This is a genomic window from Micromonospora sp. AMSO12t, assembly GCF_008806585.1.
Classification (GTDB): Bacteria; Actinomycetota; Actinomycetes; order Mycobacteriales; family Micromonosporaceae; genus Micromonospora; species Micromonospora reichwaldensis.
Window position 1 is genome coordinate 18,354 of record NZ_WAAS01000025.1, and the last position, 26,819, is coordinate 45,172.

General features: G+C 71.2%; 25 protein-coding genes. 18 read left to right on the forward strand and 7 right to left on the reverse strand.

The window, feature by feature from the left end:
- Window positions 1-10 precede the first annotated feature (10 nt).
- Entirely contained in the window at window positions 11-2,149 is a 2,139-nt protein-coding gene (tkt, locus tag F6X68_RS06305; protein WP_151453352.1) for a transketolase, read from the reverse strand.
- 265 nt (window positions 2,150-2,414) lie between these two features.
- Between tkt and F6X68_RS06310 the strand changes: the two genes are divergently transcribed.
- The 3 genes from F6X68_RS06310 to F6X68_RS06320 all read left to right on the forward strand — a co-directional run bounded on the left by F6X68_RS06310 (window position 2,415) and on the right by F6X68_RS06320 (window position 4,979).
- On the forward strand, window positions 2,415-3,374 hold the full coding sequence (locus F6X68_RS06310) for a heme o synthase (protein WP_151453353.1): 960 nt from the start codon (window positions 2,415-2,417) through the stop codon (window positions 3,372-3,374).
- Between the two features lie 338 nt (window positions 3,375-3,712).
- Complete coding sequence (locus F6X68_RS06315; RefSeq protein ID WP_132240329.1) at window positions 3,713-4,045, forward strand: hypothetical protein; 333 nt, start codon at window positions 3,713-3,715, stop codon at window positions 4,043-4,045.
- A 10-nt stretch (window positions 4,046-4,055) separates the two neighbouring features.
- Entirely contained in the window at window positions 4,056-4,979 is a 924-nt protein-coding gene (locus F6X68_RS06320) for a RimK family alpha-L-glutamate ligase (RefSeq protein ID WP_151453354.1), read from the forward strand.
- Between the two features lie 55 nt (window positions 4,980-5,034).
- On the opposite strand, the gene F6X68_RS06325 is transcribed toward F6X68_RS06320, so the two are convergent.
- Window positions 5,035-5,997, reverse strand: a complete 963-nt coding sequence (locus F6X68_RS06325; protein WP_192581298.1) for a heme A synthase — start codon at window positions 5,995-5,997, stop codon at window positions 5,035-5,037.
- Between the two features lie 98 nt (window positions 5,998-6,095).
- Here F6X68_RS06325 and F6X68_RS06330 point away from each other — a divergent pair, with 98 nt between their 5' ends.
- The 8 genes from F6X68_RS06330 (at window position 6,096) to F6X68_RS06365 (ending at window position 12,963) form a co-directional block, all read left to right on the forward strand.
- The gene (locus F6X68_RS06330; protein ID WP_151453356.1) at window positions 6,096-6,854 is read left to right on the forward strand and encodes a metalloregulator ArsR/SmtB family transcription factor; all 759 of its coding nucleotides are present in this window, start codon (window positions 6,096-6,098) and stop codon (window positions 6,852-6,854) included.
- Entirely contained in the window at window positions 6,851-8,281 is a 1,431-nt protein-coding gene (gene sufB / locus F6X68_RS06335) for a Fe-S cluster assembly protein SufB (protein WP_151453357.1), read from the forward strand. The genes F6X68_RS06330 and sufB overlap by 4 nt, the downstream gene beginning before the upstream one ends.
- Before the next feature lie 141 nt (window positions 8,282-8,422).
- On the forward strand, window positions 8,423-9,565 hold the full coding sequence (gene sufD, locus F6X68_RS06340) for a Fe-S cluster assembly protein SufD (protein ID WP_151453358.1): 1,143 nt from the start codon (window positions 8,423-8,425) through the stop codon (window positions 9,563-9,565).
- A complete protein-coding gene (locus F6X68_RS06345) occupies window positions 9,565-9,891 on the forward strand; it encodes a non-heme iron oxygenase ferredoxin subunit (protein ID WP_151453359.1) in 327 nt (108 codons plus the stop codon). The genes sufD and F6X68_RS06345 overlap by 1 nt, the downstream gene beginning before the upstream one ends.
- Window positions 9,891-10,664: a Fe-S cluster assembly ATPase SufC gene (gene sufC / locus F6X68_RS06350; protein ID WP_151453360.1), complete on the forward strand. Its 774-nt coding sequence runs from the start codon at window positions 9,891-9,893 to the stop codon at window positions 10,662-10,664. The genes F6X68_RS06345 and sufC overlap by 1 nt, the downstream gene beginning before the upstream one ends.
- Window positions 10,665-10,696: 32 nt before the next feature.
- Complete coding sequence (locus F6X68_RS06355) at window positions 10,697-12,001, forward strand: cysteine desulfurase (protein ID WP_151453361.1); 1,305 nt, start codon at window positions 10,697-10,699, stop codon at window positions 11,999-12,001.
- 42 nt (window positions 12,002-12,043) lie between these two features.
- On the forward strand, window positions 12,044-12,520 hold the full coding sequence (sufU, locus tag F6X68_RS06360; protein ID WP_151453362.1) for a Fe-S cluster assembly sulfur transfer protein SufU: 477 nt from the start codon (window positions 12,044-12,046) through the stop codon (window positions 12,518-12,520).
- Complete coding sequence (locus tag F6X68_RS06365; RefSeq protein WP_151453363.1) at window positions 12,517-12,963, forward strand: metal-sulfur cluster assembly factor; 447 nt, start codon at window positions 12,517-12,519, stop codon at window positions 12,961-12,963. The genes sufU and F6X68_RS06365 overlap by 4 nt, the downstream gene beginning before the upstream one ends.
- Window positions 12,964-13,132: 169 nt before the next feature.
- Here F6X68_RS06365 and F6X68_RS06370 read toward each other — a convergent pair whose 3' ends face one another.
- From F6X68_RS06370 to F6X68_RS06380, 3 genes are all read right to left on the reverse strand, one after another.
- The gene (locus tag F6X68_RS06370) at window positions 13,133-15,226 is read right to left on the reverse strand and encodes a sulfatase-like hydrolase/transferase (RefSeq protein WP_225852017.1); all 2,094 of its coding nucleotides are present in this window, start codon (window positions 15,224-15,226) and stop codon (window positions 13,133-13,135) included.
- 248 nt (window positions 15,227-15,474) lie between these two features.
- Window positions 15,475-16,296, reverse strand: coding sequence for a formylglycine-generating enzyme family protein (locus F6X68_RS06375; RefSeq protein ID WP_370518912.1), 822 nt, complete (start codon window positions 16,294-16,296; stop codon window positions 15,475-15,477).
- A 197-nt stretch (window positions 16,297-16,493) separates the two neighbouring features.
- A complete protein-coding gene (locus F6X68_RS06380) occupies window positions 16,494-18,215 on the reverse strand; it encodes a sulfatase (protein ID WP_225852018.1) in 1,722 nt (573 codons plus the stop codon).
- A gap of 452 nt (window positions 18,216-18,667) precedes the next feature.
- Between F6X68_RS06380 and F6X68_RS06385 the strand changes: the two genes are divergently transcribed.
- Complete coding sequence (locus tag F6X68_RS06385; RefSeq protein WP_151453367.1) at window positions 18,668-19,045, forward strand: hypothetical protein; 378 nt, start codon at window positions 18,668-18,670, stop codon at window positions 19,043-19,045.
- Between the two features lie 133 nt (window positions 19,046-19,178).
- Here the strand turns inward: F6X68_RS06385 and F6X68_RS06390 are convergent, their stop codons facing one another.
- Window positions 19,179-19,679: a nucleotidyltransferase family protein gene (locus F6X68_RS06390; RefSeq protein WP_225852016.1), complete on the reverse strand. Its 501-nt coding sequence runs from the start codon at window positions 19,677-19,679 to the stop codon at window positions 19,179-19,181.
- Window positions 19,680-19,920: 241 nt separating this feature from the next.
- Between F6X68_RS06390 and F6X68_RS06395 the strand changes: the two genes are divergently transcribed.
- The 5 genes from F6X68_RS06395 to F6X68_RS06415 all read left to right on the forward strand — a co-directional run bounded on the left by F6X68_RS06395 (window position 19,921) and on the right by F6X68_RS06415 (window position 23,872).
- The gene (locus F6X68_RS06395; RefSeq protein WP_151453369.1) at window positions 19,921-20,292 is read left to right on the forward strand and encodes a VOC family protein; all 372 of its coding nucleotides are present in this window, start codon (window positions 19,921-19,923) and stop codon (window positions 20,290-20,292) included.
- A gap of 538 nt (window positions 20,293-20,830) precedes the next feature.
- Window positions 20,831-21,163, forward strand: coding sequence for a PadR family transcriptional regulator (locus F6X68_RS06400; protein ID WP_151453370.1), 333 nt, complete (start codon window positions 20,831-20,833; stop codon window positions 21,161-21,163).
- The gene (locus F6X68_RS06405; protein WP_151453371.1) at window positions 21,160-22,218 is read left to right on the forward strand and encodes a hypothetical protein; all 1,059 of its coding nucleotides are present in this window, start codon (window positions 21,160-21,162) and stop codon (window positions 22,216-22,218) included. The genes F6X68_RS06400 and F6X68_RS06405 overlap by 4 nt, the downstream gene beginning before the upstream one ends.
- A 242-nt stretch (window positions 22,219-22,460) precedes the next feature.
- A complete protein-coding gene (locus F6X68_RS06410; protein WP_151453372.1) occupies window positions 22,461-23,087 on the forward strand; it encodes a LysE family transporter in 627 nt (208 codons plus the stop codon).
- A gap of 131 nt (window positions 23,088-23,218) precedes the next feature.
- A complete protein-coding gene (locus tag F6X68_RS06415; protein WP_151453373.1) occupies window positions 23,219-23,872 on the forward strand; it encodes an acVLRF1 family peptidyl-tRNA hydrolase in 654 nt (217 codons plus the stop codon).
- A 157-nt stretch (window positions 23,873-24,029) separates the two neighbouring features.
- On the opposite strand, the gene F6X68_RS06420 is transcribed toward F6X68_RS06415, so the two are convergent.
- Window positions 24,030-24,947, reverse strand: a complete 918-nt coding sequence (locus F6X68_RS06420; RefSeq protein ID WP_151453376.1) for a neutral zinc metallopeptidase — start codon at window positions 24,945-24,947, stop codon at window positions 24,030-24,032.
- Between the two features lie 245 nt (window positions 24,948-25,192).
- On the opposite strand from F6X68_RS06420, the gene F6X68_RS06425 reads away from it, so the two are divergent.
- Entirely contained in the window at window positions 25,193-26,797 is a 1,605-nt protein-coding gene (locus tag F6X68_RS06425; RefSeq protein WP_151453374.1) for an ABC-F family ATP-binding cassette domain-containing protein, read from the forward strand.
- Window positions 26,798-26,819: the final 22 nt, after the last annotated feature.

Sequence of the window (26,819 nt, forward strand, 5' to 3'; positions counted from 1 at the left end):
CACGCTCCCCTCAGTTGCCGGTGGTGAAACCGGTGATGTCGCCCATCCGGGTCAGTGCCGCGTGCGCGGCGGCCACGATCCGGTCGGGGGTGAATCCGAACTGCTCGAAGAGCACGGAGTGCGGGGCACTCGCGCCGTAGTGCTCCAGGCTCACGCTCTCGCCGCAGTCACCCACGATGCCGCGCCACGACATGCCGATGCCCGCCTCCACGCTCACCCGTGCCTTTACCCCGCGCGGCAGCACCGACTCCCGGTACGCCTCGTCCTGCTCGAAGAACCACTCCTGGCAGGGCATCGAGACGACCCGGGTCGGGGTGCCGTCGGCCTCCAGCCGCTCGCGGGCGGTCAGGCAGAGCTGCACCTCGGAGCCGGTGCCGACGAGGATGACCTGCGGCTTGCCGTTGGACGCCTCGGCCAGCACGTAACCGCCCTTGGCCACGCCCTCGGCGCCGGCCAGGGTCGACCGGTCCAGCGTCGGCAGCGGCTGCCGGCTCAGCGCCAGCGCGGTCGGCCGGTCGGTGTGCTCCAGGGCCTGCCGCCAGGCCCACACGGTCTCGTTGGCGTCGGCCGGCCGGACCACGTCCAGGCCGGGGATGGCGCGCAGCGCGGTCAGGTGTTCCACCGGCTGGTGCGTCGGGCCGTCCTCGCCGAGGCCGATCGAGTCGTGCGTCCAGACGTAGACCACCGGCAGCTTCATCAGCGCGGCGAGCCGTACCGCCGGGCGCATGTAGTCGCTGAAGACCAGGAAGGTGCCGCCGTACGGGCGGGTGCCGCCGTGCAGGGCGATGCCGTTGAGGATGGCGCCCATGGCGTGTTCGCGGATGCCGAAGTGCAGCGTGCGGCCGTACTCGTGGCCGGGGAAGTCCTTGGTGGCGTGGACGGCGGGGACGAAGGACGGTTCGCCCTTCATGGTGGTGTTGTTGCTCTCCGCCAGGTCGGCCGAGCCGCCCCACAGCTCCGGCAGCACTCCGGCGAGCGCCTCCAGGACCTTGCCGGAGGCGGCCCGGGTGGCGACGCCCTTGGCGTCGGCCGGGAACTCCGGCAGCGACTCGGTCCAGCCGGTCGGCAGGACCCGCCCGGCCATCCGGTCGTAGAGTGCGCGGCGCTCCGCGTTGGCCTTGGCCCAGCCGTCGAACGCCGTGGTCCACTCCTGCTGGGCCCGGGCGCCGCGCTCCATCACCGTGCGGGCGTGCCCGAGCACCTCCTCGTCGACCTCGAAGGTGCGGGCCGGGTCGAAGCCGAGCAGCTGCTTGGTGGCCGCCACCTCGTCGGCGCCCAGCGCCGAACCGTGGATCTTGCCGGTGTTCTTCTTGTTGGGCGCGGGCCAGCCGATGATGGTGCGCAGCGCGATGAACGAGGGACGGCTGGTCTCGGCCTTTGCCGCCAGCAGCGCCCGGTGCAGGGCCTCCACGTCCTCGTGGTAGTCGCCCTGGTCGGCGTCGCCGGCACGCCAGTCGACGGTCTGCACGTGCCAGCCGTACGCCTCGTAGCGGGCCGCGACGTCCTCGCTCTTGGCGATGCGGGTGTCGTCCTCGATCGAGATCTCGTTGTCGTCGTAGATCACCGTGAGGTTGCCGAGCTGCTGATGCCCGGCGAGCGCGCTGGCCTCGTGGCTGATGCCCTCCTCGATGTCACCGTCCGAAACGATGCACCAGATGTCGTGGTCGAAGACCGACCGGCCCGGCTCCGCCTCCGGGTCGAACAGGCCGCGCTCACGGCGGGCCGCCATCGCCATGCCGACCGCGTTGCCGAGGCCCTGCCCGAGCGGCCCGGTGGTGGTTTCCACGCCGGGGGTGTGCCCGTGCTCCGGGTGGCCCGGGGTCAGCGAGCCCCACTGCCGCAGCGACTTGAGGTCCTCCAGGGCCAGCGGGTAGCCGGAGAGGAAGAGCTGGATGTAGAGGGTGAGGCTGGAGTGACCCGCGGAGAGCACGAAGCGGTCCCGGCCGGGCCAGTTCGGGTCGGCCGGGTTGTGCCGCATGACCCGGTTGAAGAGCAGGTACGCCGCGGGCGCGAGGCTCATCGCGGTGCCCGGGTGGCCGTTGCCGGATTTCTCCACGGCGTCCATGGCCAGCACGCGGACGGTGTCGACGGCCCGGCGGTCGAGGTCGGACCAGTTGAGTGCGGGGTGCTCGGGTCGGTTGGCAGCCACGATGGTTGTGCTCCTCGGCAGATGGGCGGAACCCTCAGTGATGACCCTATCGAGCGGTCCTAAACGTCCGCCCAGGGATCTCTGCATGCCGGTCTGTACTGGTCCGCGCCGGTGCGCGGTGGTGCCCCGACGGTGTGACGGCCCGCACCGTTGTCGGGTCGCCCGGGCAGCCAAAACGACGACGCGTAGTCTGTGGTCCGGCGTGTGGCCCCAGTCGGGTCCGGCCGATCCGACCTCCCCTGCCGACGCCGGAAGGTGGCAATCCGTGAGCATGATCACCGAGCGCCCCGTCAGCAACTCTGCCGGGCAGCCGCCGGTGCGGACTGCGGCGGAGGCGTCGGCGGTGGCCCGCCGGGACGTCCGCGCGGTGGTCGCGGCCTATGTGACGCTGACCAAGCCGCGGATCGTCGAGCTGCTCCTCGTCACCACGGTGCCGGCGATGATGCTCGCGGACGGCGGGATGCCGTCGCTCTGGCTGGTGGCCGTGGTGCTGGTCGGCGGCTCGCTCGCCGCGGGCGCGGCCAGCGTCATCAACTGCTACATCGACCGGGACATCGACCAGTTGATGCGGCGCACCAAGCGCCGCCCGCTGCCGACGCACACCGTGACACCGCGCAACGCGTTGATCTTCGGGCTGGTGCTGGCGGCGGTGTCGGTCGCGATGATGGCGGCGTTCACCAACCTGCTGGCCGCCGGGCTCACGCTCGCCGCGATCGTCTACTACGACGTCGTCTACACCCTCTGGCTCAAGCGCACCACGACGGCGAACACGTTCTGGGGCGGGGCCTGCGGGGCGGCGCCGGTGCTGATCGGCTGGGCGGCGGTCACCGGGACGCTCTCCCCGGCCGCGTGGGCGCTCTTCGCGGTGGTCTTCTTCTGGCAGATGCCGCACTTCTACCCGCTGGCGATGAAGTACAAGGACGACTACGCCCGGGCCGGCATCCCGATGCTGCCGGTGGTGGCCTCCACGCGGCGGGTCAACGCCGAGATCATCGGCTTCGCCTGGCTGACCGTGGCGTCCTCGCTGGCCGTGTGGCCGCTGGGGATGAGCCTCATCTACGGCGTGCCCGCCGTGGTGGTCGGCGCCATCTTCGTGGTGGAGGCGCACAAGCTCGCCCGCCGGGTGGCGCGGGGGCAGGCCGTCAAGCCGATGCGGCTGTTCCACTGGTCGACGACATACCTGACCATCCTCTTCGCCGCCGTCGCGCTCGACGCGCTGATCTGACCCGGCTGCGCCCGCCGCTCCGGCGGGTCGCCGCGCCGAACCGGGTCCCGGCCGGGGGTCGTGCGGCTCGGTCCCCGGCGGCCGGAGGCCGTACCGGCAAATCATCATCGTGCATGGCTTGTCCGGGTTTCTTGTCACATCGGTGACGCCGTCGGTATGGTTCCAGAACCGCTCGGATGCCCTGGGCCGGCCCGGTTCGGGCCGCCCTTTTGGCGGGATAAGTCCGGACAAGACCGGGCATTCCGCCTGTGGTTCTCCTTAAACCTGCGGGTAATTGGCATCACAAAAGGTTCATGGTTCTCGCCCGCCCGGGTGCAAGTCTGCTTACGCTTCCCGACATGGCAGATGGTTCCGATACGACGCTGACGGCCGAGCAGACCCCCGGGCAGGCCCCGCAGGGCCTGGTCGCGGGCATCAAGTCGTTCGCCGCCGGTCACGGCGGGGCGAAGGCGGTCATCGAGTACGTCGGCAAGCGTGGCGCGCGCATCGTCCTCGTGGGCGAGGACGGGGTGTGGGGCGACCAGTTCGCCGACGACACCGTCGTGGCGCGGCAGGCCTGCGCGAAGGCGGGAGTCACCGTCGAGAACGCCTGGGAGCGTGAACTGATGGACCAGATGCGTCCGAGCAACGACCTCTGGCGGTCGATGGCCCGGCGCACGATGGCCCGTTGACATAAACAACTTGACCGATCAACACCAGCCGACCCGGGGGAAACCCCGGGTCGCTCTCGTCACCTGTGCCGACCTGCCCGACCTCGACCCCGACGACCGGCTGCTGCTAGACCCGCTGGCGCGCCGCGGCGTGACCGCCGAGGCGGTGGACTGGGCCGAACCGGCCGCCGACTGGACCGCGTACGACCTGGCGGTGCTCCGGTCGCCGTGGGACTACGCGCTGCGCCGCGACGAGTTCGTCGCCTGGGCGTCGCGGGTGCCCGCCCTGGCCAACCCGGCCGACGTGGTGCGATGGAACACCGACAAGCGGTACCTGGCCGAGCTGTCGGCGGCCGGGGTGCGCACTGTGCCGACGTCCTGGGTCGCGCCGGGGGAGGACTGGCGACCACCCGCCGCCCACGGCGAGTACGTCGTCAAGCCGGCCGTCAGCGCGGGCAGCCAGGACACCGGCCGCTACGACCTGGCCGATCCGCACCACCGGGAACTGGCCGTGGCGCACGTGCGGCGGCTGTCGGACGCCGGGCGGCTGACCATGGTGCAGCCGTACCTCGACGCGGTCGACACGGCCGGCGAGACGGCGCTGCTCTTCCTGGCCGGGCCGGACGGCCCGACGTTCAGCCACGCCATCCGCAAGGGCCCGATGCTGACCGGCCCGGACCTCGGCGCCGACGCGCTGTACCGGCCCGAGGAGATCACCGCCCGCACCGCCACCCCGGAGCAGTCGGCGGTGGCGGAGCGGGCCCTCGCGGCGGTGCCCGGCGGGCCGGGACGGCTGCTCTACGCCCGGGTGGACCTCATCCCGGGCCCGGACGGCGTGCCGGTCCTGGTGGAGCTGGAACTCACCGAGCCGTCGCTGTTCCTCGGCCACGCCGACGGCGCCGCCGACCGCCTGGCCGACGCGATCCTCACCCACCTGGGCCGCGCCGCCGGCTGACCGTCGGGGCGGGTGGGGGAGCGCTCAGGTGCACAGCCGGCTGGGCCGGGCGCGGTCAGGCGGCGACGGGGACGGCCCAGTCGGCGTCGTCCGGGGCCGGGGCCGGCCCGACCGGGCGGCGCTCGCGGGTGGACCACTGCACCGAGAGGGTGGCCAGCAGCACCAGGCAGGAACCCAGCATGTGCGCGCCCACCAGCAGCGCCGGCAGGTTGGTGAAGTACTGCACGAACCCGATGAGGCCCTGGCCCAGCTCGACTGCGACGAGCACCAGCGCGGCCCGCGCGGCCCGCTGCGCGCCGACCGCGCGGAAGGCGAAGACCAGCGCCACGGACAGGCCGATCAGCAGGAAGACGCTGTCGGCGTGCACCTGGGAGATCGTCTCCGGGTCGAGCCCGTTGCGGGCGGCGCCGTGGTCGCCCGCGTGCGGGCCGCTGCCGGTCACCCAGGTGCCGATCACCAGCACCGCCGCGCTGACCACGGTGGTGATCGCGGTGAGGGTCCGCAGCGGGGCGGGCACGACGGCCTCCGCCGGGCCCACCGGGTCCTTGATCCGCCGCCACAGCGCGTACGCGGCCGCGATCACCAGCATCGAGGCGAGGAAGTGCAGGCCGACCACCCACGGGTTGAGGTCGGTGAGCACGGTGATCCCGCCGATGACCGCCTGTGCGGGGATGCCGAGGAGCACGGCGACCGCGAGCGGGACCAGGTCCCGGCGCCGGGGGAGGTGCAGCAGCACGGCCAGCAGGACCGCCAGCGCGATGAAGCCGACGGCGAAGGTGAGCAGGCGGTTGCCGAACTCGATCACTCCGTAGATGCCCATCTCCGGTGTCGTCACGTACGACTCCTCGGTGCACCGGGGCCAGGTGGGGCAGCCGAGGCCGGACCCGGTGAGCCGGACGGCCCCGCCGGTGACGACGATGCCCACGTTCGCGATGATCGAGGCGAGCGCGAGACGGCGCAGCAGGGCGGTGGAGACCGGGAACCGGACGGATTGCTTCACGGCGCAAATCCTACGCACCGTAGTGGAGCCCGATTGGGTGACTCCGTCCGTGCGGTGGTTCGGATCACCGCGACCCGGGTTTGCGGGCCCCGGACGAATTACGTAACGTTGGCGTTGTGAAAAACGCGGCGGCGCTCTCCGGGCACCAGCCGGCGGTCGTCCCGGCCGCCGGTCAGTCCGCGTCCGTCGCGGATCTCTCCACCCGTGACCGGGTCACCCAGCTGCTGCTGGAGCGGGGCGCGACAACCGCCGCGCAGCTCGGCTCGGCGCTCGGGCTCAGCCCGGCCGCGATCCGCCGGCACCTCGACGCGATGCTCGCCGACGGCGACGTGCTCGCCCGCGAGCAGACCGTCCGGGGCCACCGCGGCCGGGGCCGGCCGGCGAAGGTGTTCGTGCTGACCGACGCGGCCCGGGTCCGCTGCGGCACCCACCACTACGACAACATGGCCACCGCCGCGCTGCGCTGGATCGCCCGCAACGGCGGCGCCGCGGCGGTCGAGGCGTTCGCGACCGACCAGGTCGCCGCGCTGGAGACCCGCTGCCGGGCCGCCATGGAGGACGCCGGCGACGACCCGCTCGCGCGGGCCGAGGCACTCGCCGGAGCGTTGACCGCCGAGGGTTACGCTGCGAACGCGTCCACGATCGCCACCGGCGGCCAGCTCTGTCAGCACCACTGCCCGGTGGCGCACGTGGCCGCCGAGTTTCCTCAGCTGTGCGAGGCCGAGACCGCGGTGATCTCCCGCCTGGTCGGCACCCACGTGCAGCGCCTGGCCACCATCGCGCACGGCGACGGAGTGTGCACCACGCACATTCCCGCCCAGCCGGGGCGTGCCCGTTCCGGTAAGACCGTCACCACTGTGAGGACAGATAGATGACCGAGCAGATCGTCCAGCCCCTGACGCAGGAAGAGCAGCTCGCCGCCCTGGGGCGCTACGAGTACGGCTGGGCCGACCCCGACGTCGCCGGGGCGGTCGCCCAGCGCGGCCTCAACGAGGCGGTGGTGCGGGACATCTCGGCCAAGAAGAACGAGCCGGCCTGGATGCTCGACCTGCGGCTCAAGGGCCTGCGGCTGTTCGGCCGCAAGCCGATGCCGGCCTGGGGCGCCGACCTCACCGGGATCGACTTCGACAACATCAAGTACTTCGTGCGGTCCACGGAGAAGCAGGCCACCAGCTGGGAGGACCTGCCCGAGGACATCAAGAACACCTACGACCGGCTGGGCATCCCCGAGGCGGAGAAGCAGCGGCTGGTCGCCGGCGTCGCGGCGCAGTACGAGTCCGAGGTCGTCTACCACAAGATCCGTGAGGACCTCGAGGAGCAGGGTGTCGTCTTCCTGGACACCGACACCGCCCTGCGCGAGCACGAGGACGTCTTCAAGGAGTATTTCGGCACGGTGATCCCGGTCGGCGACAACAAGTTCGCCGCACTGAACACCTCCGTGTGGTCCGGCGGCTCGTTCATCTACGTGCCGAAGGGCGTGCACGTGGAGATCCCGCTGCAGGCCTACTTCCGGATCAACACGGAGAACATGGGCCAGTTCGAGCGGACGCTGATCATCGTCGACGAGGGCGCGTACGTGCACTACGTCGAGGGCTGCACCGCGCCGCTCTACTCCTCCGACTCGCTGCACAGCGCGGTCGTGGAGATCATCGTCAAGAAGAACGCCCGGTGCCGCTACACGACCATCCAGAACTGGTCGAACAACGTCTACAACCTGGTCACCAAGCGTGCCGTCTGCCACGAGGGCGCGACCATGGAGTGGGTCGACGGCAACATCGGCTCCAAGGTCACCATGAAGTACCCGGCGGTCTACATGACCGGCGAGCACGCCAAGGGCGAGGTGCTCTCGGTGGCCATGGCCGGCGAGGGGCAGCACCAGGACGCGGGCGCCAAGATGGTGCACGCCGCGCCGCACACCTCCTCCACGATCGTCTCCAAGTCGATCGCCCGGGGCGGCGGCCGCACGTCGTACCGGGGCCTGGTCCAGGTGCTGGAGGGCTCGCACAGCAGCCGCAGCACGGTCAAGTGCGACGCCCTGCTGGTCGACACCATCTCCCGCTCGGACACCTACCCGTACGTCGACATCCGCGAGGACGACGTGTCGATGGGGCACGAGGCGACCGTCTCCAAGATCAGCGATGACCAGCTCTTCTACCTGATGAGCCGGGGCCTGAGCGAGGACGAGGCGATGGCGATGATCGTTCGTGGGTTCATCGAGCCGATCGCCAAGGAGCTCCCGATGGAGTACGCCCTGGAACTCAACCGCCTGATCGAGCTCCAGATGGAGGGCGCGGTCGGCTGACGCGCCCCGACCCGCTGCGGGCCGCGCGAACGCCGACCCGCTGCGGGGGCCGGTGGACACCGACCTGTCCGACCGGGCCGCGCGAACACCGACCGACCTCCGACCAATGACACCGTCGTCGTAGAACAGACCAAGGAAGAGATGACTACCCAGGCTTCCGCGCCGCCCAGCACCAAGTCGCAGGCGCTCCGCTCGTACGACGTCGCCGACTTCCCGGCCCTGACCGGCCTGGAGGAGGAGTGGCGCTTCACCCCGCTCAAGCGGCTGCGCGGGCTGGTCGGCGCGTCGCCGGCCGCCACCGGCGCGGTCCGCCACGAGCACGGCGACCTGCCCGAGGGTGTCACCGTCGGGCGGATCGGCTCCGACGACCCGCGGGTGGGCAGCGTGCTCACCCCGGTCGACCGGGTCAGCGCGCTGGCCTACGGCGGGGCCGACCAGGCGCTGCTGGTCCAGGTCGCCCGCGACGCCGTGGTGGCCGAGCCGGTGAGCCTGCGGGTGGTCGGCGAGGGCGTCGAGGGCCTGGCCTTCGGGCACACCTTCGTCGAGGTGGGCCGGTTCGCCGAGGTGACCCTGGTGGTGGAGCACGTCGGCTCGGCCACGCTGGCCGACAACGTCGAGGTGTCCGTGGCCGACGGGGCGAAGCTGACCCTGGTCACCGTCGCGGACTGGGCCGACGACGCCGTCCAGGCCCAGCACCTGAAGGTCCGGCTGGGCCGCGACGCGAAGGTGGTGCACGTCCAGGTCTCCCTCGGCGGCGACCTGGTCCGGCAGTACACCTCGGTGGAATACACCGACCGGGGCGGCGAGGCCGAGCTGTACGGCCTCTACTTCGCCGACTCGGGGCAACACCTGGAGCACCGCCAGCTGGTCGACCACACCGTGCCCGACTGCCGCAGCTACGTCGGCTACCGGGGCGCCCTGCAGGGCGAGAGCGCGCGCACCGTCTGGGTGGGCGACGTGCTGATCGGTGCCGAGGCGACCGGCACCGACACGTACGAGATCAACCGGAACCTGCTGCTGACCGACGGCGCGCGGGCGGACTCCGTACCCAATCTGGAGATCGAGACCGGCGAGATCGCCGGCGCCGGGCACGCGAGCGCGACCGGCCGCTTCGACGACGAGCAGCTGTTCTACCTGATGGCCCGGGGCATCCCGGAAGCCGAGGCGCGGCGCCTGGTGGTCCGCGGCTTCTTCGCCGAGCTGATCAACAAGATCCCGGTCGAGTCGCTGCGGGAGCGCCTGGGCGACGCCATCGAGGCCCGGCTCACCAAGGCCGGCGCCTGATGATCCGCCTCTGCGCCACCGAGGACGTGCCGAAGGGCACCGTGGTCAGCGCGGACGTCGACGGCACCCCGATCGCGCTGGTGCACGGCGAGGACGGCGTCTTCTACGCCGCCTACGACGAGTGCTCGCACGCCGCGGTCGCCCTCTCCGAGGGGGAGGTCGAGGGATGCACGCTGGAATGCTGGCTGCACGGATCCCGTTTCGACCTGAGGACCGGCGAGCCGACCGGGCTGCCCGCCACCGAACCCGTTCCCGTCTATCCCGTCGAAGTCCGAGACGGCGACATCTACGTCAGTCTCACGCCGAGCAATGGAGTGACCCGATAATGAGCACCCTGGAGATCCGCGACCTGAAGGTGTCGGTCAAGCTGCCCGAGGGTGAGCTCAAGCCGATCCTGGCCGGTGTCGACCTGACCGTCCGCTCGGGTGAGACCCACGCGATCATGGGCCCGAACGGCTCCGGCAAGTCCACCCTGGCCTACTCGATCGCCGGCCACCCCAAGTACGAGATCACCGGCGGCTCGGTGACCCTCGACGGCGAGGACGTGCTGGCCCTGTCCGTGGACGAGCGCGCCCGCGCCGGCCTCTTCCTGGCCATGCAGTACCCGGTCGAGGTCCCCGGCGTCTCGGTGGCGAACTTCCTGCGTACCGCCAAGACCGCCATCGACGGCCAGGCGCCCAAGCTGCGCACCTGGGGTGGCGAGCTGCGCGGGGCCATGGAGCGCCTCCAGATGGACCCGGCCTTCGCCCAGCGCAACGTCAACGAGGGCTTCTCCGGCGGCGAGAAGAAGCGGCACGAGATCGTGCAGCTGGAGCTGCTCAAGCCGAAGATCGCGATCCTCGACGAGACCGACTCCGGCCTCGACGTGGACGCGCTGCGCGTGGTCAGCGAGGGCGTCAACCGGGTCCGCGACAACGGCGACACCGGGATGCTGCTGATCACCCACTACACCCGGATCCTGCGCTACATCAAGCCGGACTTCGTGCACGTCTTCGTCGCCGGCCGGATCGTCGAGCAGGGTGGCCCGGAGCTGGCCGACAAGCTCGAGGAAGAGGGCTACGAGCGCTACGTCGCCGGGGCCGGCGCGGCGCGGGCCTGAGTCCTCTCGGAAGAATGGGTGGGCCGGTCGACATGACTTCCATCGCGATCCCGTCGGGGATGCCGCAGTACGACGACGTGCCGCGTTACGACGTGGCGAAGGTGCGCGCCGACTTCCCGATCCTCGACCGGGAGGTCAACGGGCACCGGCTGGTCTACCTCGACAGCGCCAACACCTCGCACAAGCCGCGGCAGGTGCTCGACGTGCTCGGCGAGCACTACGCGATGCACAACGCCAACGTGTCCCGCTCGGTGCACACCCTGGGCACCGAGGCCACCGAGGCGTACGAGGGCGCGCGGGCGAAGATCGCCGCGTTCATCAACGCGCCGAGCGTGGACGAGGTGGTGTTCACCAAGAACTCCACCGAGGCGATCAACATCGTGGCGTACGCGTTCTCCAACGCGTCGCTGCGGCCCGACGCCGACCCCCGCTTCCGGCTCGGCCCCGGCGACGAGGTGGTGATCTCCGAGATGGAGCACCACTCGAACATCGTGCCGTGGCAGCTGCTCTGCGAGCGCACCGGCGCGACCCTGCGCTGGTTCCCGGTCACCGACCAGGGGCGGCTGGACGAGTCGGGGCTGGAGGACCTGGTCACCGAGCGGACGAAGATCGTCTCGCTGGTGCACACGTCCAACATCCTCGGCACGGTCAACGCCACCTCGCGGATCACCGCGCGGGTCCGCGAGGTGGGCGCGCTGCTGCTGCTCGACTGCTCCCAGTCGGTGCCGCACATGCCGATGGACGTGGTCGACTACGACGCGGACTTCATCGTCTTCACCGGGCACAAGATGTGCGGCCCGACCGGCATCGGCGTGCTCTGGGGCCGGACCGAGCTGCTGGCGGCGATGCCGCCGGTGCTGGGCGGCGGGTCGATGATCGAGACGGTCACCATGGCCCGCTCGACGTTCGCCGCGCCGCCGGCCCGGTTCGAGGCGGGCACCCCGCCGATCGCCGAGGCGGTCGCGCTCGGCGCGGCCGTCGACTACCTCGCCGGCATCGGGATGCGGGCCATCCAGTGGCACGAGAAGGAGCTGACGGCGTACGCGCTGGACGCCCTCGCCACGGTGCCCGGCCTGCGGATCTTCGGGCCGGCCGTGCCGGTGGGCCGGGGCGGCACCATCTCGTTCGCCCTCGGCGACATCCACCCGCACGACGTCGGGCAGGTGCTCGACTCCCTCGGCGTGCAGGTGCGCGTCGGCCACCACTGCGCCAAGCCGGTGTGCACCCGCTTCGGCGTGCCGGCCATGACGCGGGCCTCGTTCTACCTCTACACCACCACGGTGGAGATCGACGCCCTGGTGGCGGGCCTGGAGAAGGTGCGGAAGGTGTTCGAGTGAGCGGCGACGCGGGAGCCCGCGGATCGACGGGAGTTCACCCTGATGCAGCTTGAATCTCTTTACCAGGAGATCATCCTGGACCATTACAAGCACCCGCACGGTCGCGGCCTGCGCGACCCGGACGCCACGGGCGCCCGGGTCGCCGAGGCGCACCACGTCAACCCGACCTGCGGTGACGAGGTCACCGTGCGGGTGGCGACCGACGGCGACGTGCTGCACGACGTCTCGTACGACGGCATGGGCTGTTCCATCAGCCAGGCGTCGGCGAGCGTGCTGCACGAGCTGCTGGTCGGCCGGGACGCGGGCGACGCGTTCCGGGTGCACGAGGCGTTCGTCGAGTTGATGTCCGGCCGTGGCCAGGTCACGCCGGACGAGGACGTGCTCGGTGACGGGGTCGCGTTCGCGGGCGTCGCCCGCTACCCCGCCCGGGTCAAGTGCGCGCTGTTGCCGTGGATGGCGTTCAAGGACGCCGCGGCACGCGCCGGTGTGGGCGTGAGCCCGACGGAGGTTGAGGCATGAGCAGCGAGGACACCGCCACCGCGGCGACCCCGGCGACCGAGGACGCGGCCGTGCCGGCCACGGACGCCGCCGCACCGGCCACGGACGGGGCGCCGGCCGCCGCGTCGGCGGCCAAGGGCAAGGCCGCCGTCGCCGACGTCGAGGAGGCGATGAAGGACGTCGTCGACCCCGAGCTGGGCATCAACGTGGTCGACCTCGGCCTGGTGTACGGCGTGCACGTCGGCGACGACAACGTCGCCACCCTGGACATGACGCTGACCTCGGCGGCGTGCCCGCTGACCGACGTGATCGAGGACCAGGCCCGGCAGGCGCTGACCACGGGACCGGGCGGCGGCCTGGTCGACGACATCCGGATCAACTGGGTGTGGCTCCCGCCGTGGGGGCCGGACAAGATCACCGACGAGGGGCGCGACCAGCTCCGCTCCCTCGGCTTCAACGTCTGACACGTTTCTCGTCGAGCGCGTCGCCCCTCCGGGGGCGGCGCGCTCGCCGTTGTCTCGGCAGCGATCACCCTGAATCGCCCTGGTCTCGTGACGTGGCTCCGGCTGGGCTTCCTGGCGCATCTCACGTTCCAAGACGCGCCTGGACTCCACATTTCGCGAAGGTGGCTCGTCAGCCCAGCCGGACGAAGGCGTCTGCCCAGGACGTGTGGTTGAAGCCGTTTCCGGAGTCGGCGGCACGCACGACCAGCCGTAGCAGCCGGGCCTCCCGAACGTCGACGTCCACCGGTTCGGGTCCGGTGGACGCCCGCAGCACGCCGCTGGTGTGGACGAGCTGGTCGTCGGCCCATACCTCGGCGATCGTGTTGCCCCGCGAGCTCTGCCGGGCGCTGAAGTCGTCGATGCCCACCACCGAGGTGAACCGGGCCACCCGGCCTCCGAGGTGGTAGGTGACTTCGGAGTGGGAGTGGACACCGAGGCCCTTGTCGTAGGCGGTGCCACCGAGGGAGATCGGTGGGCCGTCCCCGGCGGCCTGCTTGCCGTTACTGGTGTCCAGTTCCACCGGGCCCCAGCCGTTGACCGCGGTGAGCCAGGGCAGATCGCTCAGGTACGAGTCGGTGGCCGGCGGAGACGGCGGCGGGGTGAAGCGGCGCTCGGCGCGGAAGGTGAGGGGCGCGTCGCGGGCGACGGCGTAACCCGACACGGTCAGCGGCCACTCCTTCGCCGTGGTCTCCCCGGGCACCCGGACCCGCCAGGTGGTGCTCACCCGGGCGCCGGGGGAGAGGCGTCCGAGCCCCCGGCTGGTCGCCGGCTCGACGGTCCACCCCCGAGGGGCGGAGAGCACCAGCCGAGCGCCGGTCCAGGCCACCGCCGAGCCGTTCGCGAGGGTGGCGGTGAGCTCGTAGGTGACGCCGGGAAGCAGCAGGTCCGGGGTGTCGAGTTCGACGCCGTAGCCTTCGCGCGTGACCTCGTCGATCCAGGACTGCCGCAGGAGGCCCACCAGCCGGTTCGCGACCTCGGGGTGGGTGGCTGCCAGGTCGGTCGTCTCACCGAGGTCGCGGGCAAGGTCGTAGAGTTCGACCTGCCACTGCTCGTCCGGGACGGTCCGGTCCTTGCCCGGCGCCCAACGGATCGCCTTCCAGTTGCCTTCGCGTACCGCCTCGGCTGCCCGCTGCAGGCGGCCGGCATCGACTTCGCGGGCCCGCCTGGTGTTGCCGTTGTCGAGCCGCCAGAAGTAGAGGTACGGCTGGGCGGGGGCCGCAGCCGGACGCGGCTCGAGCAGAGAGCTGAACGACCGGCCGTCGATGTCGCGCGGTCCGGGGACGCCGGCCAGGTCGGCCAGCGTGGGGAGCAGGTCGGTCTGCTGGGTGAGCCGGTCGGTCACGCCGGGCCGGATCCGGCCCGGGGCCCAGGCTATCAGCGGGATCCGGACACCGCCCTCGTACAGGTTGCGCTTGTAACCGGTGAGGGGGCCGTTCGCGTCGAACCGGTCCGGGTCGAAGCCACCCTCCTCGTGCGGACCGTTGTCGCTGGTCACCAGAACCACCGTGGACCCGAGCAGTCCCTGCGCGGCGAGCTCGTCGACCAGTTCACCGACGTACGTGTCGATCCGGGTGACCTGGGCCGCGTGGCCCCGGTCCGCCGAGGGCCAGTCCTCGTCGGCGTACGGCTCCTGGCTGGGGACGTCGCTCGGGGCGTGGGGAAGGTTCGGGGTGACCACGAGCAGGAACGGCTCGGAGCGGTGGGTCCGGATGAAGTCGAGAGCCCGGTCGTGGAAGAGGTCGGGGGCGAAGGTGGTCTTGTCGGACCCGGCGTTCTCGGGCAGTTCGAGCCGCTCTCCGTTCCGCCACAGGTACGACGGGTAGTAGTCGTGGGCGTGGCCGTGCGTGAGGTAGCCCAGGAACTCGTCGAACCCGCGGGCATTGGGGTGGCTTGGCTGGTCGCCGCGCTCGGGACCGAAGCCCCACTTGCCGAACAGTCCCGTGTGGTAACCCCGGGCGCGCAGCACCTCGGCGAACGTGGTGTCGCCGTCGGAGAAGGCGATTGAGTCGGGGTCGCCCCCAGGGTTGTTGCGCACCGCCCCGTGGCCCGCGTGCAGGCCGGTGAGCAGTGCCGAGCGTGAGGGCGCGCAGACGGCCGCGGCGGAATACGCGTCGGTGAAGCGCAGCCCTTCGGCGGCGAGCCGGTCCAGGCGCGGCGTCGCGATGGTGCGCTGCCCGTACGCGCCGAGCTCGCCGTATCCGAGGTCGTCGGCGAGCACGAGCACGATGTTCGGCCGGGGCCGCCCTGTGGTCTTCGGCTCGGCTGTTGCGGTGGACGGGAGCGCTGCGACTCCGAGACCGGCGGCGGTGCCGGCGAGGAGCTGACGACGAGTGATCAAGGAATGGCCTCCGATGCAGAGGAAGCGGCAGGAAGAGACAGCGCTCGCCGTGAGAGCGAGCGTGGACGTGGTGTTGAATGCCGGCGGGATGACGCGAGGGCGCCTCCGAGCAGGTGGGTCGCCCGGATGGACGTTCAGGCGCAGCGGAAGCCGATGTTGGAGGCTGCGGAGTCAGGGGTGTTCCCGGAGCGGGCCGCGACCCGGTAGCGGTAGCAGTAGGAGTCGTGGCACAGGAACGATCCGCCGCGCATCACGCGCCGGCCTGAGACGTCCGGGTTCGCTGGCCCGCGAGGGTCGACGACACCGGTGCCGGCGCGCCGTGCGTAGGTGTCGGTGGCGAACCAGTCCTCGCACCACTCCCACACGTTCCCGACCATGTTGAACAGGCCATGGCCGTTCGGGGCGTACTGCTTGACAGGTGCGGTGCCGATGAAGCCGTCGTCGGTGGTGTTGAGGCGGGGGAACTCGCCCTGCCAGATGTTGCAGTTCCACCGGCCGCGCGGGAGCAGATCGTTGCCCCAGGGGAACCGTGCCCGGTCGAGGCCGCCACGGGCGGCGTACTCCCACTCGGCCTCGGTGGGCAGGCGCTTGCCCGCCCACGCGGCGTACGCGCGGGCATCGTTCCAGGTCACCTGGACCACAGGGTGGTTCTGGAGGTCCGCGATCGAGGAGGCCGGCCCGTAGGGGCGACGCCAGTCGGCGCCGCGGACCACGAGCCACCAGGGGGTACCGGTGGCGGCCCCGACGACGTCGCTACGTTCAGCCTTCACCTGGAGATGGAAGACGGCGGAGACGCCGAGCACCTCGGCCTCGGTGACATAGCCGGTGGCCTTGACGAAGGTCGCGAAGGCTGCGTTGGTGACCGTCGTGGCATCGATGGTGAAGGCTCCGACGGTGACCTCGTGCACCGGACCTTCCCCGTCGCCCGGGTAGCCCTCACCGAATGCGTCGCCCATGGCGAAGCTTCCGCCGGGCAGGCTGACCTGGCCGCGCGTGGAGCGCGACCGGCCAGCCTCCCAGTCGACGGGGTCGGGCTGCCGCGGCCGGCGGCCGACCTGCAGCAGCCCGCCGGTCGCCGCGGTCTGCTGCGGGCCGCCGGGTGCACAACAGCTCGGCGTGGTGGACCCGGCGGTACGGTGGTGATGGTCGGAGGTCATCGGTCGGTGACCGCCGTGGGCAGCAACGCCGGCACCTCGTCTCCCGGCTGGAACGTCAGCCGCGTCGGCTCGTCGTAGTGGGTGATCTTCCCGTTGGAGTACGCCGTGCCCCGGAAGGTGACGGTGATCGGGGCCTTGCCCTCGCGCAGCGTGGCCAGCGGCGCGTCGACGTCGTCGAGCCAGCGGATCAGCCGGCTGCCGAGCCGCTTGGTGACATCGGGGTACGCTGCGGCCAGGTTGGTGGTCTCACCGATGTCGCTGTCCAGGTTGTAGAGCTCCCAGTCCTGGGTCTCGTAGCGGTAGCTGAGCTTCCACGGCCCCGACCGAATCGCCGTCTCGGGGCGCTGGTCCCGCGCGCCCGCGATCAGGTACCCAGGCAGGTGCCAGAAGAGGTGGCGCGTGCCGAGCTCGGCGCTTTCGTTGCGCCAGATTCCGCTCAGGTCCACACCGTCGGGGCGCAGGCCCTTGGGCAGCTTCGCACCGGCCAGCGATGCGAACGTCGGCAGGTAGTCGACCGCGTGGATCGGTGTCGGGTCGACCACGCCACCGCCGACCAGGCGCTCGTTCCTGCTCCACACGATGGCTGGAACCCGTAGCCCGCCCTCCCGCAGTTCGCCCTTGTAGCCGCTGAGCCAGCCGTTGTCGGCGTTCGCGGTCCCACCGTTGTCGGAGGTGAAGACCACGATGGTGTTGTCCGCCAACGGGTGCCCGGGGTTGCGGGGATCCGGGGTGGTCTCGAGGTGGTGCACGATGCGGGCCAGCCCCTGGTCGAGGCCCTCCAACAGCGCGGAGTACGACGCATCAGCCGGGTGTCCGGGAACAGCCGGCTTGGCCTGGTACTTCGCAAGCAGGTCGGCGCGTGGCTGCTTGACGCCGATTGGCGTGTGCACCGCGTAGTTGCTGACCCAGGTGAAGAACGGCTCGTCCGTGTGGCGGTCGATGAAGTCGATGGTCGCGTCCGCCACCGCGTCGGTCACGTGCTTGTCGGTGCCGACGAGGGCGTCCAGGCTCGCGTCGCCCGCGCCGCGGGAGTAGGGCTTGATGTTCTCGTCGACGTACTTCTGGGTGTAGTCGGCCGCGAACTTGTCCAACGCCGGGCCGATGCTGTTGTTGAACGTCCCGTCGATGGCGTGGTACTGGCTGGCGTGTCCCGAGTTCGAGCCGCCCAGGTTCTCCTCGAACCCGAAGTCGGCCGTGATCTGGTCAGCGGTCCTGGTCACGTGGAACTTGCCGACGTACCCGGTCGCGTAGCCGGCGTCACGCAGCGCCTCGCCGACGGTGTAGGCCTCACCCGGCAGCGCGTCGTCGCCGTCTGGGAGCCCCTGCGGTGCCCCGTCCAGTAGCGTGCCGTCCCCGCCGCGGTCCAGGTCGCCGACCAGGAAGAGATTGTTCGTCGGCCGGGGCGCGTAGAGCCCGGTGAGGAGAGCGGCTCGGGTCGGCACGCAGTTGGGACCGCCGTAGGCGTTGTCGAAGGCGACGCCCTCCGCGGCGAGGCGGTCGACCGTGGGGGTTTCGTTGTAGGTGTTGCCCGACCCCTTGTTCGTGAGGCCGGTGCTGAGATCGGCCCACCCCAGGTCGTCGGCCAGTACGAACACGATGTTCGGCTGCCCGGGGCCGGCATGAGTGGCTGCGGCGCCGAGCGGAGCAGCGGCGGTGCCGGTGGCAGCGAATGCAGTGCAGCCCAGGGCGGCGGTGGCGGCAACTGCGCCCAGTCTCATTGTCAACGGTGACATCAGGGGACGTCCTCTCAGTAGTTGGGTATGGGCTCGGATCTGACGAGTAACCGCACTTTCACACCGCCGCGCAGAGCGGGATGCGCAGTCTCCGGCCATGCGTCGGCGCGGCGAGCGGCTGTTGGTCGGGCTTGCGGAAAACGCTGCCGTGTCGTCTTGAGTCGGCGACGCGGCGGTAGGCGAGAAGTCAGGGGACGCAGGCTCAGCGGCAGCAGCCGCAGCAACATCCTCGTGACACTGCGACTGCGGTGCCGTCAAGCAGGGCTTCCCGACCAGTCATGGCGGTGACGCTAACCTACTTTGCCTACCTGACAAATAGGGATTCTACCTTCTGGGACGGAAGCGTGGGCAGAAGGCGATCACCGCAGTACGAGAGCTGGTCGACGCCGAGCTGACGGCCCGCGCCGCCCGGCTCGTCGGCCCGGATGCTGCTGCCGATGGTCGTGGATGTGCACGCCCGGTGCCTGCTGGACGACCTGACACTGGCCGGGCGCGGCTACGGCCACAGCGTCGGCCGGCACGGCGACCAACTCGCCCGAGCTGCCGCCGACCAGTGGGAGCTCCGCATCCCCCGTACTGCGCTCGACGCCTTCGTTGCCGAGGCAAAGTTCACGGCGGCTCCCGCACCGGGAGTTCGGGCAGTCGACACGAAACGCAACGTCGGCGGCGGCAACCTGTGGGACCCCGAAACCGCCAAGACCGTCTCCGGAATCGTCGAGGAACAACCCACCGCCGACGGCACGCGCCGATCGGTCCTGCTCAACCTCGACGCACCCGACGTGGTCACCGTGTACCTGTACGCCAGCCGCGGCTGAATCTCGCGGACGTCCTCTTCTGCCGCGAAGCGCCCGTCACGCAAGGTAACCAGGTCGCGGGGTGCATGCATCCGGGCGTGCCGAGAGGAGGACGTCCTGTCGGGGCTGCCCTTCCTTACGCCCGGCGTGAGCGCTAGATCTCCAGCCGCAGTCCGGCCCATCGGTCGAGCCATCCCTTGACCTGCACGCGGCGCTGCACCTTCGCGCGGCCCGCCGCATTGTTGAAGGCTGGAGAGGGGCGGACAACCATTCCTACAAGGTCAGCCAACCCGTGGCAGGACACCAGGCGAACAGAGTCACCCCGCAGGGTAACCGCGACGCACGTTGCCGTTTCGGGCCAGCGCGATATCGCGTCCATGGCGGACGTGTAGGGCTCATCGCCATTGCGCAGATGCATCCGTGCTTGATTACGAATTTCCCACGGCACCCCAGGCAGGGCCATCATGGCCTGGGCTTCGGCGTGTGCGTCCTCGCGTGGGTCCAGCTTTTCCGGGTCGAAGTAGGCGACATCCACGTCGCGCTCCGGCGAGGCCGCGATGTTGCTGATCGCGTCCCAGACGCGGTTGCGTACGAAGCCGGCACCGATCCACCAGTCCGACAATCCAAGGTCGGCCGTAACTCGAAGGACTTCCATTGCTCCCGGGTCTGACTCGATTACGCCCACAACGTCCTGCGCGCTCCTGACCACCCCAGGGACCCTAGACCAGCGGACGTACGCGGAATGCCTTCCACGCCGCCTCGACGTTGTCCACCCGGTCCGGAGCCAGGCCCCGTCGGCGTGGCGGTCCGGCCAGTTCTTCCGGCGAGTCACGCCACGCGATACCCACGCTTCAACCTCCCCGCTCGGAACCGTAACCATGTCCTACGGTGGGTCCATGGACTGGAAGATCGAACTCATCCCCGTTCCGGTGACCGATGTCGACCGGGCCAAGGCGTTCTACCAGAAGGTGGGCTTCAACGCCGACCACGATCACAGGGTGCACGAGGGCCTGCGGTTCGTCCAGCTCACACCACCCGGCTCGGCCTGCTCCATCGTGATCGGCGAGGGCATCACCGACAAGACTCCCGGCACCCAGGAAATCCAGGTTGTGGTCGCCGACGCCGGGGCGGCACGCCGGCAACTGCTCGACGCCGGCGTCGATGCCAGCGAGGTCGAGGTGCAGCCATGGGGCAGCTTCGTCTACTTCGGCGATCCTGACGGCAACAGGTGGTCGCTGCAGGCGATCGAATCACGCCCCAACGGCTGATCGATGGCCCACGACAGCCCTGGCAATGCCTTGACGTACTGCTGACTGTGCGCCGATCTGCCAAGATCAGCGCACGTTCGTCCGCCCATCGCTCGTCATGCAAGGCGACGCGCGGTCTTGCCGACGTGCGGGCGTTTGCCAGCTTCCAACCCCGTTACGGATGATCGTCGGCCGCTGCCCGTGAATCCTCTCCAACGCCGCCGCCAAGGTCACCGCTCGCGACTGGGGGTAGTGGCCGAACCCGTTGCGGAGCCCGGGGCAGCAGGACCTGACCGCTGTATCCGGGGCCCAGGACGATGGCCGCCCCGTTGGGGGGCGGGGCGCCGACGACGCTGCTCTCCGCCGCCGGTATCGCCGGAGCGAAGTCCGGCCCGCCCAGGTCGCCGGCGTCCGCCGCGTCACCGTCGCCCATGATCACTCCTTCTTGGCGTGGGCTCCGCGCATGCCGGGGCCCGGTGAAACCCGCTGGCGCCAGCCTGGCTCCTGACGGGAAGGATATCTTGTCTTCCACTATATTAGGTGGATGAGTTCTCGGGCCATGACAGAGCCAGCCTTCTTCGTCCTCACCGCGCTGATCGACGCTCCGCGGCACGGCTACGGGATCGTCGCGGACGTGGCGGAACTGTCGCGGGGCCGCGTGCAGCTGAAGATCGGCTCCTTGTACGGGGTCCTGGACCGACTCGTCGGTGACGGCCTGGTCGAACTGGACCGCGAGGAGGCATGGCAAGGACGGTTACGCCGGTACTACCGGGTGACCGAGCGGGGCCGCCAGGCCCTCGAAGCGGAGGCGCAACGGCTGGCCGCCAACGCGCGCCTCGCCTCCACCCGGTTGCGCGAGCGGCGGAACCCGATCACGGGAACGCCGTCGTGAACCGGCTGGAAGAGCGCTACCGGTTCGTCCTCCGGCTGCTGCCCGCCGCCTACCGGCAGGAATGGGAAGACGACATGGTCGCCGCCTTTCTGGACAGCATGGACACCGGCGACTCCGAGACCACCGCGTATGTCACGGACTACGGCCGGCCGAGCCTGTCCGAGGTCGCCAGCATCGTCTCCCTCGCCGTTCGGTTGCGTCTCGGCGGGGCTGACGCGCCACCCCGCTCGTTCGCCTGGGGACAAGCCGTACGCCTGGCGGCCCTGATGGCGATGCTGGCCAACGCCGTCATGGTCACCGCCAGCATCGCCGTCACGCTGTGGCTCTCCCGGAAGATCGCCTGGTTGCCGGCTCCTGAACTGGAATGGCCACTCAGCCCGTCGTCGAACATCTGGCACACCGCGTGGAATCTCGCCGACTACGCGTGGTTGCCGGCCTACGTCGCGCTCGTCCTCGGACACCGGCGGGTGGCCCAAGCGGTCGCCCTGCTCGCCATCGTGCCTCCGGCCATCACCACCGCCTTCGAACAAGGCGTCGGTGACGTACCGCTGTCCGTGACGCCCTGGGCGATGCGATTCGTCGACGTGCTCCTGCTACTCGCGATGGCGGCTTTTCACCGAGGCGCCCCACCGGTGCCGCGCCGCCCCTGGCTCCTCGCGCTGCCGATCGGCATCTTCCTCGTCCCCGTGCCGCTGTTCACCATCCAGGCGGCGAGACCGGCGCTGAGGCTGCTGGACTGGCCGGGCCTGTCCTGCGCGGTGGTCACTGTCGCCATGGTGGTCCACCTGGCCGGTCGAGTGTCCAGCCGCCAATCTCGGAGGCTGCCATGGTCACTGGCGCTCACCCTGCTCGCCGTGACCGCGCTCGCCCTGCGAACCGCAACCCTGCCCGACTACAGCAACCAGGCGCAGCGGACAACACTCGCCACGATCGCCTCCGTAGAGGTTGTCGCCGTGCTGGCGGTAGGCGTACCGCTCGCCGTACTGGCCATCCGAGCACTGCGCCGACTTCCACCGATCCCCACCGTCGCCCCAAGACCCACCACACCGACGTAGGAACTCGTCCGTCGGGGCGACTGTGACCCTCGGTAACGCCGCCCCAGCCGAGCCCTGCGGTCGCGTCCACCTGCGGATGAACGGCGTCGGTGGGGAATTCGGTGGCAGGGCCGCGGTGGCGGGGCCGAGGATGAGCGGGTGATCGAGACGTACCCGACGAAGACCGTCCCCGTCGCCGCGGCCGCCGCCGCACGGCGACAGCGGACCGCGTCCGGTCGCGTCCCGACCCGCCGCCGACCGTCGTGACCGGCGCGTTCCTGGCCGGTCTGCTCGCCGGCTACGGCGTCGCCATCCCGGTCGGTGCGATCGCGGTCCTCATCCTCGGGCTCAGCGCCCGCACGTCGTTCCGGGTCGGCGCCTCCGCCGCGTTCGGGGTGGCCACCGCCGACGGGCTCTACGCCGCCGTGGCGGCCCTCGGCGGGGCCGCCGTCGCCGGGCTGATCGCCCCGGTCGCCGGGCCGCTGCGGCTGGCCGCCGCACTGGTGCTGCTCGTCCTCGCCGGCCACGGCGCCTGGCGCGCGCTGCGCCCCCGCGCCGCGACCGGTGCCGCCGGCGTCCGCCGGGGCCTGGACACCCCGGTCCGCGCCTTCACCGGCGTGCTCGCGCTGACCCTGCTGAACCCCGCGACCGTGGTCTACTTCGCCGCGCTCGTGCTGGGCCGTACGGACCATGCCGAGCCGGATCCGCTCGCCGCCGGCCTCTTCGTGCTCGGCGCGTTCGTCGCCTCGGCGAGCTGGCAGCTGTTGATCGCCGGCGGAGGCACCCTGGTCGGCCGGGTGCTGACCGGACCGCGCGGTCGGCTCGTGACCGCGCTGCTCTCCAGCGCCATCATCGCCGCCCTGGCCGTGGCGATGCTGCTGCTTGGCTAGCCGAGCCGGTCGTCCGCTGCCCGGCTGGGTCCGGGTCGGTGGCCTGCCGCCCGGCGGGGGCGGCGGCCCGCCGCGGGCGTCCACCCACCCACGGCAGTCAGTTGGCGTCGCCGTGCCGTAGGTTCGGGCGTATGAGCAGCCGACCGGCCGCCGGAGGCGGCCGCTGGGTCGAGGTGGACCCCGCCCGGGCCGCCCGGTGGGTCGAGGGCTTCGCCGACCGGCACGGCCCGCCCACCACCACCGTCGAGGCGTACGGGCTGCTGCTCGCCGCCCCGGACGGCGCGATCGCCGAGCTGCACACCCCGCCCGGCGCGCCGGCCACCCCGGATGTGCCCGGCTTCGTGGCCGCCGCGACCGCGCCGCGCCGGATCGGGCTGCTGCTCGCCCGCAAGGGCGCGGTGGCGGTCGGCGTCGCGGCGGGGGAGGAGCTGGTGGTCTCCAAGGTGGGCACCCGCTACGTGCAGGGGCGCACGGCCGCCGGGGGCTGGTCGCAGCAGCGCTTCGCCCGGCGGCGCGACAACCAGGCGAAGGCGGCGCTGGGCGACGCGGCCGACCTGGCCGTACGGCTGCTGCTGCCGGAGGCGTCGTCGTTGGGCGCGCTGGTCTGCGGCGGCGACCGGCGGGCGGTGGACACCGTGCTCGCCGACCGGCGGCTCGCCCCGCTGGCGGCGCTGCGTGCCGACCGTCTGCTGGACGTGCCCGAGCCCCGGCACGCCGTGCTGGTCGGCGCGATCGCGGCGGCCCGGGCGGTCCGGATCCTGGTGCGCGATCCCGCCCCGTCCTGAGCGGCGACCGCGTCGGGAGCGACGCTGGCTGCACTGCGGACACCCGCCCCTTCCCACGCTGGGACGGACCGCCAACGACCGGCCGGTCGACCCCACGCACGACGGCGGCCGGCGGGCGAGGCCCGCCGGCCGCCGAGGGCGGTCTCCGGTCCGGTGCTCAGAGGCTGCCGCGGAAGGTGTCGCAGGACTTCGGGTCGCCGGTGTCGTAGCCCCGGGTGAACCACTCCTTGCGCTGGGCGGAGGAACCGTGGGTGAACTCGTCCGGGTTCACCGGCCGGTTGGCCCGCTTGGAGATGGCGTCGTCGCCGATCTTCTCGGCGGCGTCGACGGCCTGCTGAATGTCCTGCTCGCTGATGCTGGTGAAGATCTTCTGGCCGCTCGCGTCGGCGGTGCCGGTGGCGTTCTTCGCCCACGCGCCGGCGTAGCAGTCGGCCTGCAACTCCAGCTTCACCGAGAGCGCGTTCGCGCTGTCCGGGTCGCGCTGCTGCTGGCGGCGCATCTGCGCCTCGGTGCCGAGCAGGTCCTGCACGTGGTGGCCGTACTCGTGGGCGAGCACGTACGGCTGGGCGAACTCGCCGGAGGCGCCGAGCTGCTGGGCGAGCACCTGGTAGAAGGTGAGGTCGATGTAGACCTGGTCGTCGGCGGGGCAGTAGAACGGGCCGACGCCGGAGTCGGCCTGCCCACAGGCGGTGTTGACGCCCTGGCTGAAGAACACCGTCTTCGACGGGCGGTACTGCTCGCCGAACGCCTCGGGCAGGGCCTTCTGCCAGTACGCCTGGATGGAGTTGACGTAGAGCGCGTTGCGGCAGTCGAGCTGCTGGAGCGCGTCCTCGGCCGAGCACTTCTGCTCCAGTGACGAGTTGTCGCCCTGCGGCTCGTCGCCGCCGTTGGTGGCCGCGTTCAGGCCGAAGCCGCCGCCGACGAGCGCGACGAGCACGGCGATGACGATGCCGACGATGCCGCCCCGACCGCCGCCGATCGGGATGGGTATGCCGCCCAGCCCGCCGCCCCCGCCGGATCCTCGCCGATCGTCCACCTGGCTGGTGTCGACCCGCGCGTTCTCGTTCAGCTCCATGTCTACCCCGATCACCGATTTGATCCGTTTTGGTGGTTGCGGTACCGGACCGGGTCCGGACGGCGATTCGGTACCCGATGATCTTGATCGGTAATCCGGCGGGGCGATCCGGCGGGGCCCGGTACACTTGGGCCCGTGCTGCTCTGCGAAGGCTGAACCGCCCCGCGCCGACGGGCCTCGTGCTCGCCGGCGCTTTCGCGTGCCCTGAGTCAGCCCTTCCAGACCCCGAGAGCGAGTCCTCCGACATGATCACTGCCACCGGCCTGGAGTTGCGCGCCGGCGCCCGGATCCTGCTGTCCGACACCACGCTGCGGGTGCAGCCGGGTGACCGGATCGGCCTGGTCGGCCGCAACGGCGCCGGCAAGACCACCACGCTGAAGGTGCTCGCCGGCGAGGGCCAGCCGTACGCCGGTCAGCTCGATCGCCGCAGCGCCATCGGCTACCTCCCGCAGGACCCCCGCACCGGCGACCTGGAGGTCACCGGCCGCGACCGGGTGCTCTCTGCCCGGGGCCTGGACGTGCTGATGGCCCAGATGAAGGAGATCGAGGCCAAGCTCGCCGACGACGCCGACGACCGGCTGGTCCGTCGCTACGGCGCGCTGGAGGACCAGTTCGCCTCCCTCGGCGGGTACGCGGCCGAGGCCGAGGCCGCCCGGATCTGCGCCAACCTCGGCCTGCCGGACCGGGCGCTCGCCCAGACCATCGGCACGCTCTCCGGCGGTCAGCGCCGCCGCATCGAGCTGGCCCGGATCCTGTTCCGCGACGCGGGTGAGAACGGCGGCGGCATCCTGCTGCTCGACGAGCCGACCAACCACCTCGACGCCGACTCGATCACCTGGCTGCGCAGCTTCCTCGCCAACCACAAGGGCGGCCTGATCGTGATCTCCCACGACGGCTCGCTGCTGGAGTCGGTGGTCAACAAGGTGTGGTTCCTCGACGCCACCCGCTCCGTGGTCGACGTCTACAACCTGGGCTGGAAGGCGTACCTGGAGGCCCGCGAGACCGACGAGCGGCGCCGCCGCCGGGAGCGGGCCAACGCCGAGAAGAAGGCCGGCGCGCTGATGGCGCAGGCCGACAAGATGCGGGCCAAGGCCACCAAGACCGTCGCCGCGCAGAACATGGCCCGCCGGGCCGAGAAGCTCATCTCCGGCCTGGAGGAGGTACGCGTCTCCGACCGGGTGGCGAAGGTGCGCTTCCCGAACCCGGCCCCCTGCGGCAAGACCCCGCTCACCGCGACAGGCCTGTCGAAGTCGTACGGCTCGCTGGAGATCTTCACCGACGTGAACGTGGCGGTCGACCGGGGCTCCCGGGTGGCCATCCTGGGGCTCAACGGCGCCGGCAAGACCACCCTGCTGCGGATGCTCGGCGGCCTGCTCGAGCCGGACACCGGCGAGGTGCACGCCGGTCACGGCCTGCGGCTCGGCTACTACGCGCAGGAGCACGAGACGCTCGACGTGGACCGTACGGTGCTGGAGCACATGCGCAGCGCCGCCATCGAGCAGACCGACACCGACCTGCGCAAGATCCTCGGGGCGTTCCTGTTCTCCGGCGACGACGTGGACAAGCCGGCCGGGGTGCTCTCCGGCGGCGAGAAGACCCGGCTCGCGCTGGCCACCCTGGTCTGCTCCGGGGCGAACGTGCTGCTGCTCGACGAGCCGACGAACAACCTCGACCCGGTCAGCCGGGAGCAGGTGCTCGACGCCATCGCCCGCTACCCGGGGGCGATCGTGCTGGTCACCCACGACCCCGGCGCGGTCATGGCGCTGAAGCCCGACCGCGCCATCCTGCTCCCCGACGGCGACGAGGACGCCTGGAGCGACGACCTCCTCGAACTGGTCGAACTGGCCTGACCGCCCTGCCCTGCCCTGCCCT